We start from the raw sequence: 11,305 nt of genomic DNA, 5'->3' as shown, positions 1-11,305 counted from the left end.
TCCAATAATTCCTACCTTTCGCGGCAGGTATTGTCTTCCACAGTGTTCTACATTTGAACGGATGCTAGCAAACGTTTTCTGGTTTGCCAAAATTATTTTGTAACGACACGACGATTTAAATTAAACAGGATCGAGAGCCGCAAGGCGGTCGAATCGATCGATGAAATCCTTGCAGTCGAAGGTGTGGACGCCGTGTTTCTCGGGCCATCGGATCTGGCGGCATCGTACGGACATCTTGGCGACGCGAATCATCCGGACGTGCAGAAAGCCATTGCGCATGTCTTCGATCGCGCCCGTGCGGCCGGCAAGGCGAGCGGAACGCTTGCACCCGTGCAGGCCGAAGCCGAACGTTATCTCGCGATGGGCTGCCAGGTGATCGCCGTGTGCGCGGACATGGGCTTGCTGCGCAACGCGGCACAAGCCGTGCAGAAACATTTCATGCAGAAGTAAAGTGACAGTGACATCTGCGAACCCGCATTTTTTTGGAGGATGACATGCAAAAAGCTGGTTTTATCGGACTCGGGATCATGGGTAAGCCCATGGCTGAAAATCTCGTCAAGAACGGCGTCGCGCTTGCGGCGTTCACGCGCAGCGGCGTGCCGGCCGAGCTGACGCAAGCTGGTGCTGTCGCCTGCGACAACCCCGCAACGGTCGCCGCGCAAGCCGATGTGATCTTCGTGATGGTGCCGGATACCCCCGATGTCGAGCGCGTCCTGTTCGGCGAGAACGGCGTGGCCGCGGCCTTGCGCCCGGGCCAGATCGTGGTCGACATGAGTTCGATCTCGCCCATCGCTACACGCGAATTCGCGGCCAAGGTTCGCGAGCGCGGCGCCGAGTATCTGGACGCGCCGGTGTCGGGGGGCGAGGTGGGCGCGAAGGCGGCGTCGCTGACGATCATGGTGGGTGGGTCGCAAGCCACGTTCGATACCGTCAAGCCGCTCTTCGACATGATGGGCAAGAACATCTCGTTGATCGGCGAGGTGGGTGCAGGTCAGGTCTGCAAGCTCGCAAACCAGGTGATCGTGGCGGCGACTATCGAAGCGGTGGGTGAAGCCCTGCTGCTGGCATCGAAGGCGGGGGTTGATGCAGAAAAAGTGCGCAAGGCGTTGATGGGGGGATTTGCATCGTCACGCATTCTGGAAGTGCACGGCGAGCGCATGACCAAGCGCACGTTCAATCCGGGCTTTCGCATTGAACTGCATCAGAAGGACTTGAACCTGGCATTGTCGACGGCGCAATCGCTGGGTGTATCGCTGCCGAATACGGCGACCTGCCAGGCGCTTTTCAACGCATGCGCGGCGCATGGCGGGAAGGCCTGGGATCACTCGGGCATGGTTCGCGCGCTCGAGTATCTCGCCGATCACGAGATCGGCCAGGGCACCGCCAACTGAATCTTCAGCGCATGAAAAAGGGCATCGCGAGGTAAAACGCGACGCCCTTTTTGCTTCTTTCCCACTTAACCCTTCGTCACGCTCGCCGGCAAATCGCGGCCGTGATACTTCTTGTAGATCGTATTGAGGTTGCCGTTCTTCTGGTTCGTGCTGACCCAGTTGTTGACCCAGTCTTTCAGCTTCGGCTCGTCCTTGTTCATCGCAATACCCAGGTCGAAATCCTTTTGCGCAAACTTCAGTTCGAGGTTGCGGCTCGGCGCGCGCTTGACCATCTCGCTCAAGTTCGAAGGCGTGCTGGAGAAGATGTCGACCTGTCCCGTCACGACCGACGTGATCAGCGTTGCATCGTCTTCATAACGCTGGATCTGTGCGCCCTTCGCTTGTTGCGTGGTGAGCGTATCGTTGACCGTTGCACGCGTCAGGCCGATGGTCTTGCCGTCCAGATCAGCGTAGTTCTTCACGTTCTGGCTCTTGGTGCCACCCACGATGATCGTGATGACCGCGTAGGGAATCGAGAAGTCCACGACCTTTGCGCGCTCAGGCGTGATCGACAAGTCGGCAATCACCAGGTCCGCGCGCTTCGCTTGCAAGGTCGGCACGCGTGCAGCGTTCGTGATCTGCACGAGTTCGAGCTTCACGCCCAGGTCTTTCGCAAGCGCGGCAGCGGTGTCCACGTCGGAGCCGGCGGGCTGCAGGTTGGCATCGGCGAAACTGAACAGCGGCGTGCCCATCGCGATGGCGACGCGAATCTTGCCGGCCTTCTTGATGTCGTCGAGCTGGTCCGCCATGGCGCTGTGCGCTACGCCTGCGAGCAACAAGGCGGCCACGCAGCCACGCAACATGAACTTGGTTGTTTTCAAAGCAGTCTCCATTTTTATGGTCGGTTCAAAAGGTGTTTAATGCTTGAGGCTAAAGGCCGTTGTTCAGGAACGTACGCAACTCGGGCGTCTTGGGTGCATCGAGCATTTCGCCGCCGCCCACTTCCCAGACCTTGCCCTGATGCATATAGATGATGCGATCAGCCACGCGCTTCGCGAACGCCATCTCGTGCGTGACGAGCAGCATGGTCATGCCGCCCTTCGCGAGATCCTCCATCACGCGCAGCACCTCGCCGGTCAGTTGCGGATCGAGCGCGGACGTCACTTCGTCGAACAGCATGACCTTCGGCGACATTGCAAGCGAGCGCGCGATTGCAACACGCTGCTGCTGACCACCCGAAAGCTGTTCCGGATACGCATCGGCTTTCTGACCCAGGCCCACTTGTTCGAGCACGGCCATTGCAACGCGGCGCGCTTCGTCGCGGCTCATCTTCTTCACGTGGCGCAGCGCCAGCATGATGTTTTCTTCAACAGTCAGATGCGCGAAGAGGTTGTAGCTCTGGAACACGATACCCACTTCACGGCGCAACTGATGCAGGTCGACCTTGGGGTCATCGACACGAATCCCGCACACTTCAATGGCGCCTCGATCGATCGTTTCCAGCCTGTCGATACACCTGAGCGCCGTGCTCTTTCCCGACCCGCTCGCGCCGATCACGGCGATCATCTCGCCCTTTTCCACTTCCATTGAAACGCCCTTGAGCACCTGGTTCGAGCCGAAGCTCTTATAGACGTCCCCGAGCTTAACGATTGCCGACATTGAGCTTTTTCTCCATCGATTGACTCCAGCGCGAGAGTGGATAACACAGCGCGAAATAGAAGACCCCGACCAGCCCGAATACGAGGAACGGCTGAAAGATCGAGTTATTGATGATCTGGCCGGCACGCGTCAGTTCGACGAAACCGATCACCGATGCAAGCGATGTCATCTTGATGACCTGCACCAGGAAACCGACCGTAGGCGGCAATGCAAGACGCAGCGCCTGCGGAATGATCACGAGGCGCAGGGTCTGCCAGCGCGTGAGCGACAGGCACTCGGCGGCTTCCCATTGCGGTTTTGGCATGGCGTCGATACACCCGCGCCAGATGTCCCCGAGATACGCGCTCGTGTAAACCATCAGCGCAAAGCCGGCCGCGACCAGCGCAGGCACTTCAAAGCCGTACACCGAAAACCCGAAGTAGACGATGAACAGCAGGATCAGCAGCGGAATGCCCTGAATCGCCTCGATATACACCATCGCCAGACGGCTCAGCCAGCGGCGCTTCGAGATGCGCGCGAGCATCACGCCAAAGCCGCCGATGCTGCCTAGCACGAACGCAAGCGCGGACAACGCGAGGGTCCACCAGATCGAATGTACCAAATAGAACAAATGTGCCGAAGTGAAGCCGCCGCTCATGCTGCACCTCCGGGAATCACGGTATCGATGCGGCCTTGATCGGGCGCCGGCTTCCCTGCTCGCTCGGCGGCCTTGCGCATGACCCGCTTGCGCTTGAACGCGACCTCGCCCACGGCCCACGCCGCAAGCTTGATCAAGAGCGACAACGCCAGATAAAGCAGTGCCACCACAATGTACGTCTCGAGCGAACGGAAGGTATCGGACTGGACGGTGTTCGCGGTCGCTGTCAGTTCTTCAGCCGAAATTTGCGACGCGATAGCGGACGCTTGCATCATCAGCAGAAACTGGCTGGTAAGCGCCGGATAAACCTTTTCGATGGACGGCTGCAGCATCACATGCCAGCCGATCCGCCAGCGCGACAACCCGAGGCATTCCGCCGCTTCGAGCTGGCCGCGCGGCACCGATTCAAGCCCTGCGCGAATGATCTCGGCCGCATAAGCGCCGATGTTGATGATCATCGCGAGCGCGGCTGCAGTGAACGTCGGCATGCGCACGCCGAAACTCGCGAGCCCGAAATACAGCAGGAAGACTTGTACGAGAAAGGGCGTGTTGCGCACGGCCTCAATGTAGATCGAGCACACGTGCGATAAAAGCCGGTTCTTGCCGCGCTTGGCGAACGCGACGAGCGTGCCGACAATCACGCCGAAAAATACCGCTACCGTTGTCATCTTCAGAGTGAGCCAGGCGCCTTTGAGGAACACCGGCCAGTAGGGAAGCAACGGACTGAAATCGAGATGGAAATTCATCGCAGCAATGTCTTTGGTTAGTACGGACGCGGGCTTCGGCACGCTGCTCGCGCCCGCTTGCACTCTTCGCTTTGTTGCGCCCGGCGTATCTTAGAATCTTCGTACTGCAACAACACCCGGGCCCGCCGTTTTATTCAAACGGTCCGGTAGTGGTGAACGCCCCGCCCTGCAGCATTGCCACGGCGCTCCCGGGTGCGGGAGCTGGCTGCGCTTCGACCTTGGCGCGGAAGGGTTCCGACGAGTCCTGCGGCACGAACCCTAGTTTCTCGGCATAGCGGTTATCCCACCATGTGACCCTGTTGTCGGACATCCCATATACGACGGTGTGACCCACGTCCGGGGTAAACAGGCTCTGTTGCAGCAGGTCGAGCAAGTCGTCGTAGCTGAGCCAGCTCGCCATCATGCGGCGGTCCTTCGGTTCCGGAAACGCCGATCCAATTCGAATGCTCACCGTCTCGATGCCATAGCGGTCGAAGTAGAACTGCGCCACGTCCTCGCCGAATGACTTCGACAAACCGTAGTAACCATCGGGGCGGCGCAGCGCGTGCGCATCGATCTTCTCGTCCTGCCGGTAAAACCCCGTGACATGATTCGAGCTGGCGAAAATGATGCGCTTCACGCCGTGCTTGCGCGCCGCTTCGTAAAGGTTGTAGACGCCCTTGATATTGGCTTCGAGTACTTCCTCGAAGGGTCTTTCCACTGAGACCCCACCGAGGTGAATCACGGCGTCGCAGCCCTCGACGAGTGCATCGACGGCTTGCTTGTCCGCCAGATCGCACGCGATGACCTCTTCGTTGGACGCGGCTTCGGACGGCAGCGCGGCCGCGAGATCCGAAACCCTGATGGTTTTTGCAAATGTCGCCACACGCGGGCGAATGACTTTGCCGACACCGCCGGCAGCCCCGGTCAGCAGCAGACGATCAAAAGGACGGATGTTGTCTTGGTTGGCCATGTGAGCCTGTCTCCATTAGCGCGGCTGAGCGGAGCTTGAAGAACTCCTGTTGCGATTGAATCAGCCGCCTCAATCATATTTCATTGTACGTTGTCATATGACTCTAGCGTGCATATAATCACTCGCATCCGTATTTGTCAACGATTCGAGAACATTATCCCAATCGAGGTGGCCGTGCTCAGATCGCCCAATGCGCTGTTCGAACCATCGGGGCGGCCAGCCGCGCGACGAAGTCTGACAACTGAACTCGTCGATGCAATCCGTTCGCAGATCGAATCCGCCGAGTTGCGCGTGGGCGACAGGCTTTCGACCGAAGCGGAAATGGTCCAGCGTTTCAACGTGAGCCGAACGGTCGTGCGTGAGGCTTTATCCAAGTTGCAGGCTGCGGGGTTAGTAGAAACCCGGCATGGCATTGGCACCTTCGTATGCGAAGCGCAGTCGCGCTCCCTCTTCCGGCTCGATCCCGAGGACTTGGCGGGTTCCATCGACGCCCTCGCCGTTCTTGAACTCCGGATCAGCCTTGAGACCGAAAGCGCGGGACTCGCTGCTGCGCGCCGCGATAAAAGCCAGATCGCCGAGATGCGGCGAGCGTTGGTCGAGTTCGAGCACAACGTGGGCAAAGCGACCGAGACCATTTCGCCCGATATCCGGTTTCATCTCGCGATTGCGAACGCTACGGGCAATCGCTATTTCGTGGAAATCCTGAAGCACCTCGGCATGCACATGATCCCGCGCACGCGGATCACACGAACGCAAATTCCGCCCGTGCAGTACGCCGAATACCTGACGCGCGTGAACCGCGAGCACGAGCAGATCTGCGATGCAATAGAACGTGGCGATGCCGATTCGGCGCGTACCGCGATGCGCCTTCACCTGATCAACAGCCGCGAGCGTTTGCGCCGCGCGAAAGAAAATAGCTGACGCGCTTAGCGTTTGAGCGGCGGCGCGACCGACGCACGATGCGTGACCGTCACGGGAAACTCGCGATAGATCGGGTACTCGGTGCCGTAGCATTCATTCAGCAGCCACCGGACTGCGTTTTGCGTGAGGTCGGCCGTTGGAATATGTACTGATGTCAAACCCGGCGCAGAAAACGCGGCCGAGTAGTCATCGTCGTAACCCACTACGGACACATCGCGTGGCACCGAAATGCCCGCTTGCTGAAGGCACGACAATGCGCCGATCGCCATGGTGTCGTTGGCGCAGAACAAACCCGTGAAACGCTTCGTTGACGCGATCAGCAACCGCGCCGATTCGTATCCGCCTTCAGGCGAGAAGTCGGACTCGATCATCTGCACGTCGCCGCGCTCAATGCCGCTGCGCGCCAGCTCTTCAAAAAATCCGGCTAGACGTGCCTGGTTATCGAAGGCCATGAACGGGCCTGAAATGACCGCAATTTCCTTGTGCCTGGCTTCGACCAGCGTCTTCGCCGCCAGCGTCCCGCCGCGATGATGATCCGGACAAAATGACGCTTCCGGCATCTGCGCAAAGTTGCGATTGAGAAACACCATCTTCGGATGCATGCGATGCAGCTTGACGAGGTCATCGTCATGCAGATCGTGACTCGTCACCACCACGCCGTCGCAATCGCGGCCGATCAGGAACTGCACGGCATCGACTGCCTGGTCGCGCGGGGAATCATCGCCATAGCCTGTTGCCACGACCACATGCCTGTGGACCTTGCGCAGCTCGGTATCCGTCTGCTTCAGGATCGTGCCGTAGTACGGACCATGGAACGACGGCACGAAAATACCGATCATGCCGAGCGACTGCTTGGACAGCGCGCGCCCTATCGACGAAGGCCGGAAGTTGAGTTCGGCGATCGCCGCCTGCACGCGTGCGAGTGCATCGGCCGATACCGGTCCGCGACCGGAAATTGCCCGCGATGCCGTGGACATGCCCACGCCGGCGAGAACCGCGACGTCCTTCAGGGTTGCCACTATGACTCCATGATTTAAGCGCTATAACCGGTCGCCGCCGGTTTCATCGAAGAGGGAAATGCGTTCCTTCTGAATGGAAAAACCGGTGACTTCGTCGACTGCCGCCGTCGCGGATTCCTGCGCGATGGAAGCGATTTGGGCGCCATGATAATCGAGCCAAATTACCCGGTGGTTGCCCATGGGTTCGACGAGCGACACCGTGCCCCTGTGTTCGAACGCCGGATCGATCAAAACGTCCTCGGGTCGCACGCCGAGCACACACGACTGATTTTCGCGCGGCGTTTTGACGAAGGGGTACGACGACACGTCCACGTCCATGTGATCGTTCTGGAACTGGATGCCGCCGGCATCGAAGTGAAGCGCGCCCTTGAGCAAGTTCATGCCCGGCGAGCCGAGGAAGGTCGCGACAAACAGGTTGTTCGGGCGCGCGTAGACTTCCGCGGGCGTGCCGATCTGCTGGATCACGCCGCCGCGCATCACGGCCATGCGGGTCGCAAGCGTCATGGCTTCGACCTGATCGTGCGTGACGTAGATCATCGTGGCGCCAAGACGCTTGTGCAGTTGCTTGAGCTCGCGCCTGAGTTCGGTGCGCAATTTGGCGTCGAGATTCGAGAGCGGTTCGTCGAAAAGAAACACATCTGCTTCACGCACGATCGCACGTCCGATCGCGACGCGTTGACGCTGACCGCCGGACAATTGAGCCGGCCTTCGCTTCAATAACGGACCAAGCTGCAGCATCTCCGAAGCACGCGAGACGCGCCGTTCGATTTCCGCTTTTGGCGTCCCTGCGATCCGCAAACCGAACGACAAGTTGCGCTCCACGTTCATGGTCGGATAAAGCGCATACGACTGGAAAACAAGGGCGATACGACGATCCTTCGGGTCTGCCCAGGTCATATCCTGGCCACCGATTTCAATGCTGCCGCCGCTGACATCGATCAAGCCAGCAATGCTGTGAAGCAAGGTCGACTTGCCGCAACCCGACGGCCCGAGCAGCACCAGGAATTCGCCTGGCTCGACCTCCAGATCCAGTGACTCGATGATCGTATTGGCCCCGAGCTGGATCTCCAGATCGCGGATGGAAACATTCGATTTTCCTGCAGACATGACTGTAGACATAGATCGTCCTGGACTAACCCTTGACCGCACCGGAAGCAATGCCGCGGACGAACCAGCGACCCGAGACGAAGTAGATGGCAAGCGGCACCATGGACGTGAGAATGGTCGCTGCCATGTTGACGTTGTAGAGGCGTTCGCCGGTCGTGGTGTTGATGATGTTGTTGAGCTGCACGGTCATAGGCAGGTTCTTCGTTCCCGCGAAGACGAGCCCCAGGATGAAGTCGTTCCAGATGCCCGTGACCTGCATGATGACCGCGACCACGATGATCGGCGTGGACATGGGCACCATCAGTTGCAGGAAGATGCGCCAGAAACCGCCGCCATCCACGCGCGCCGCCTGGAACAATTCGTGAGGCAAGGCTGCGTAGTAATTGCGGAATAGCAGCGTCATGACGGGCATGCCGAAGATCGTATGAATCAGCACGATACCCGGCAACGAGCTGAACAGATGCACGGTTGCCAGCACGCGTACCAGCGGATAAACCATCACTTGCACAGGAATGAACGCGCCCATCAGGAGGATCGCGAACAAGGTGCTTGCGCCGCGCGGCTTCCAGAATGAGAGCGCATAGCCGTTTACCGCGCCCACGAGAATGGACAGGATCGTACTGGGCACAACAATGCGAACCGAGTTCCAGAAGCCGACCTGAATGCCCTGGCAATCAAGACCGGTACATGCGGACTGCCATGCTTCGCGCCATGCATCGATCGTGAAGTGAACCGGGAATGCAAGGATGTTGCCCATGCGAATTTCGCTCATCGGCTTGACCGATGTCACGAGCATCACGTACAAAGGCAGCAGGAAAAACAACGCAGACGTCAGCAGGAACGCGTACACGCCAAGCCGCGCCGGAGAGAAACGCGGCTTGCGTCGAAGAGGCGGACGTAGTGTATTCATCGTGCATCCCTCAGCCGCAACGCGCGGCTGCGAACGTAGAAAACAGGCGCGAGAATCGCGAGCACGGTCACCAGCAAAACGATCGACGCCGCCGACGCAAGGCCCAGGTTCGCCCGTCCGAACAGATAGTCCATGATGAACTTCGCGGGCACTTCGCTCGCGGTGCCGGGACCGCCTTGCGTCATGGCGACGACTGCATCGTAGAGCTTGATCACCATCACGAACAGCAGGATGAACGCGGTCGAAATGGACGCACCGAGCATCGGGATCACAATGCTCACATAGACGCGCCAACGCGGAATGCCGTCGATACGCGCGGCCTTCCAGATCTCTTCATCTATGCCGCGCAGTCCCGCAAGCAGCAATGCCATCACCAGGCCCGAGGCCTGCCATACGGTCGCGATCACCAGCGTATAGACGACCTTGTCCTGGTCGACGATCCAGTCAAAGCGCGCATGCGTGAAACCGAGCCGGTGCAGCACCTCCTGGATCCCGAGTTGCGGATTCAGTATCCATTGCCAGACAAGACCGGTCGCCACGAACGACATGGCATACGGATACAGGAACACCGTACGCAACGCGCCTTCGCCCACCACTTTCTGATCGATGAACACAGCCAGCAGCAACCCGATCGCAAGACACACGACGATAAACAACACGCCATAGATCACGATGTTCTGCAGCGACAGCATCCACCGGTCGTTGTTGAACAGACGCACATACTGCGAGACGCCCGCGAAGTTCGAGGACGCGAACGTACGCGAGTTCGTGAAGGACGTACGCAAGCTCCACAACATCGTGCCGAGGTACGCAAACACGACGGTCAACGCAAGCGGCACCAGCGCAATGTACGCAGCCAGGGGAAACCGCTTCCTCAGCGGTTTCTTCTTCGCGTGCCTCGCGGCAGGGTGCAGGGCTTTGTCGGCGGGCGTCACGGCCATCAGCTTTTCAGCCCGCTTGCAAAGGCCTTCTGCGCGTCCTCGACCGACTGGTTCTTGTTCCAGAAGTTGGTGATGACGTCCTGCAACGCGCCATTGATATCCGGCGGCGTCAGCATTTCCGGATTCGGCAGTTGCCGCGACTTGTCCTTCATGATCGCAATACCCATCTTTGCGCACATGTCGAGACTCGAATCATCGATGTCGGAACGGATCGGAATCGATCCCTTCTTCGCGCTGAACGCAACCTGCGCAGCCGGCGATGTCATCACGGTCGCAAGCAGCTTTTGCGCCTTGATCGCGTTGGCATCGTCGGTCTTGGGGAACACGAATGCATCGCCTGCAACCAGATACGGCGAATGCGGACCGAAGCCCAAGAAGCAGCCGAAGTCCTTTCCTGCAGATTGTTTCGCCGCGACGAACTCGCCCTTCGCCCAGTCGCCCATGATCTGGACACCGGCCTTGCCCGAGATCACCAGCGCCGTTGCGTCGTTCCAGTTGCGTCCCGGCGAACCCGGGTCGATGTAGTTATGCAGCCGCTTGAACTGCGTCAGCACTTTCTTGAAGGCATCGGATTTGACCGCGTTGACATCGCGATCGCGATAGATCTTCAAATACAGATCAGGGCCGCCGACATCGGCGAAAACGGCGTCGAAAGTGATCTTCTCCTGCCAGGCCTGACCACCCAGCGCAAGCGGGATGATGCCGGCTGCTTTCAGCTTGTCGAGGTCCGCGATGAATTCATCGTACGTGGCGGGCTCTTTCGTGATGCCGGCCTTCTGGAACGCCGGCTTCGAATAGAAGAACCATGCCGGCATATGGATGTCGACGGGCGCCGCGTAGTAGTGACCGTTCGACTTGATGCTCTCGATGATGGATGGCGGGAAGTTCTTGTCCCAGTTCTCCTTGGCAGCGACATCGTCAACGTTGTTCAGCAGGCCTTGATCGATGATGTCGTGGAATTGCTTTGATGTATTGAACTGGGCGGCCGTCGGCGGATCCCCGCCCATGATGCGGTTCAGCGCGGTCGAGCGCGCCTGGTCGGA

The 11,305-nt window shown here is 59.2% G+C and carries 12 protein-coding genes and 1 pseudogene; 3 read left to right on the top strand and 10 right to left on the bottom strand.

The window, feature by feature from the left end; all coding sequences use genetic code 11:
* Positions 1-126 precede the first annotated feature (126 nt).
* Together ACRXB1_RS19350 and ACRXB1_RS19345 are read left to right on the top strand one after the other, a co-directional pair.
* A pseudogene (locus tag ACRXB1_RS19350) lies at positions 127-450 on the top strand (aldolase/citrate lyase family protein); the annotation flags it as partial.
* A gap of 44 nt (positions 451-494) precedes the next feature.
* A complete protein-coding gene (locus tag ACRXB1_RS19345; RefSeq protein WP_449492908.1) occupies positions 495-1,391 on the top strand; it encodes a 2-hydroxy-3-oxopropionate reductase in 897 nt (298 codons plus the stop codon).
* Positions 1,392-1,456: 65 nt separating this feature from the next.
* Here the strand turns inward: ACRXB1_RS19345 and ACRXB1_RS19340 are convergent, their stop codons facing one another.
* The 5 genes from ACRXB1_RS19340 to ACRXB1_RS19320 form a co-directional block, all read right to left on the bottom strand.
* Positions 1,457-2,233, bottom strand: coding sequence for a transporter substrate-binding domain-containing protein (locus ACRXB1_RS19340; RefSeq protein ID WP_062003673.1), 777 nt, complete (start codon positions 2,231-2,233; stop codon positions 1,457-1,459).
* Positions 2,234-2,300: 67 nt separating this feature from the next.
* Positions 2,301-3,029: an amino acid ABC transporter ATP-binding protein gene (locus ACRXB1_RS19335; RefSeq protein ID WP_449492907.1), complete on the bottom strand. Its 729-nt coding sequence runs from the start codon at positions 3,027-3,029 to the stop codon at positions 2,301-2,303.
* The gene (locus ACRXB1_RS19330; RefSeq protein WP_449492906.1) at positions 3,013-3,666 is read right to left on the bottom strand and encodes an amino acid ABC transporter permease; all 654 of its coding nucleotides are present in this window, start codon (positions 3,664-3,666) and stop codon (positions 3,013-3,015) included. The genes ACRXB1_RS19335 and ACRXB1_RS19330 overlap by 17 nt, the downstream gene beginning before the upstream one ends.
* Positions 3,663-4,412 (bottom strand): amino acid ABC transporter permease, encoded by a 750-nt coding sequence (locus tag ACRXB1_RS19325; RefSeq protein ID WP_449492905.1) that lies wholly within the window; start codon positions 4,410-4,412, stop codon positions 3,663-3,665. Before ACRXB1_RS19325 ends, ACRXB1_RS19330 begins: the two co-directional genes overlap by 4 nt.
* 130 nt (positions 4,413-4,542) lie before the next feature.
* On the bottom strand, positions 4,543-5,364 hold the full coding sequence (locus ACRXB1_RS19320; RefSeq protein ID WP_449492904.1) for an NAD-dependent epimerase/dehydratase family protein: 822 nt from the start codon (positions 5,362-5,364) through the stop codon (positions 4,543-4,545).
* 168 nt (positions 5,365-5,532) lie between these two features.
* Between ACRXB1_RS19320 and ACRXB1_RS19315 the strand changes: the two genes are divergently transcribed.
* A complete protein-coding gene (locus ACRXB1_RS19315) occupies positions 5,533-6,285 on the top strand; it encodes a FadR/GntR family transcriptional regulator (RefSeq protein WP_449492903.1) in 753 nt (250 codons plus the stop codon).
* Positions 6,286-6,290: 5 nt separating this feature from the next.
* On the opposite strand, the gene ACRXB1_RS19310 is transcribed toward ACRXB1_RS19315, so the two are convergent.
* The 5 genes from ACRXB1_RS19310 to ACRXB1_RS19290 form a co-directional block, all read right to left on the bottom strand.
* The gene (locus ACRXB1_RS19310) at positions 6,291-7,304 is read right to left on the bottom strand and encodes a LacI family DNA-binding transcriptional regulator (protein ID WP_449492902.1); all 1,014 of its coding nucleotides are present in this window, start codon (positions 7,302-7,304) and stop codon (positions 6,291-6,293) included.
* A gap of 21 nt (positions 7,305-7,325) precedes the next feature.
* Positions 7,326-8,423: an ABC transporter ATP-binding protein gene (locus ACRXB1_RS19305; RefSeq protein WP_082771478.1), complete on the bottom strand. Its 1,098-nt coding sequence runs from the start codon at positions 8,421-8,423 to the stop codon at positions 7,326-7,328.
* 13 nt (positions 8,424-8,436) lie between these two features.
* Complete coding sequence (locus tag ACRXB1_RS19300; RefSeq protein ID WP_449492901.1) at positions 8,437-9,321, bottom strand: carbohydrate ABC transporter permease; 885 nt, start codon at positions 9,319-9,321, stop codon at positions 8,437-8,439.
* On the bottom strand, positions 9,318-10,262 hold the full coding sequence (locus ACRXB1_RS19295) for a carbohydrate ABC transporter permease (protein WP_449492900.1): 945 nt from the start codon (positions 10,260-10,262) through the stop codon (positions 9,318-9,320). Before ACRXB1_RS19295 ends, ACRXB1_RS19300 begins: the two co-directional genes overlap by 4 nt.
* The coding region (locus ACRXB1_RS19290) for an ABC transporter substrate-binding protein (RefSeq protein WP_449492899.1) at positions 10,262-11,305 on the bottom strand (1,044 nt) is incomplete at its 5' end. The genes ACRXB1_RS19290 and ACRXB1_RS19295, both read right to left, overlap by 1 nt.

This window comes from Caballeronia sp. M23-90 (assembly GCF_053574605.1).
Note: the sequence above shows the minus strand (reverse complement) of the source record. Positions and strands in the feature narration are given on the sequence as shown.

Coding starts and splice junctions, on each gene's coding strand:
- ACRXB1_RS19345 (WP_449492908.1), top strand. CDS start 495: ATGCAAAAAGCTGGTTTTATCGGACTCGGGATCATGGGTAAGCCCATG.
- ACRXB1_RS19340 (WP_062003673.1), bottom strand. CDS start 2,233: ATGTTGCGTGGCTGCGTGGCCGCCTTGTTGCTCGCAGGCGTAGCGCAC.
- ACRXB1_RS19335 (WP_449492907.1), bottom strand. CDS start 3,029: ATGTCGGCAATCGTTAAGCTCGGGGACGTCTATAAGAGCTTCGGCTCG.
- ACRXB1_RS19330 (WP_449492906.1), bottom strand. CDS start 3,666: ATGAGCGGCGGCTTCACTTCGGCACATTTGTTCTATTTGGTACATTCG.
- ACRXB1_RS19325 (WP_449492905.1), bottom strand. CDS start 4,412: ATGAATTTCCATCTCGATTTCAGTCCGTTGCTTCCCTACTGGCCGGTG.
- ACRXB1_RS19320 (WP_449492904.1), bottom strand. CDS start 5,364: ATGGCCAACCAAGACAACATCCGTCCTTTTGATCGTCTGCTGCTGACC.
- ACRXB1_RS19305 (WP_082771478.1), bottom strand. CDS start 8,423: ATGTCTACAGTCATGTCTGCAGGAAAATCGAATGTTTCCATCCGCGAT.
- ACRXB1_RS19300 (WP_449492901.1), bottom strand. CDS start 9,321: ATGAATACACTACGTCCGCCTCTTCGACGCAAGCCGCGTTTCTCTCCG.
- ACRXB1_RS19295 (WP_449492900.1), bottom strand. CDS start 10,262: ATGGCCGTGACGCCCGCCGACAAAGCCCTGCACCCTGCCGCGAGGCAC.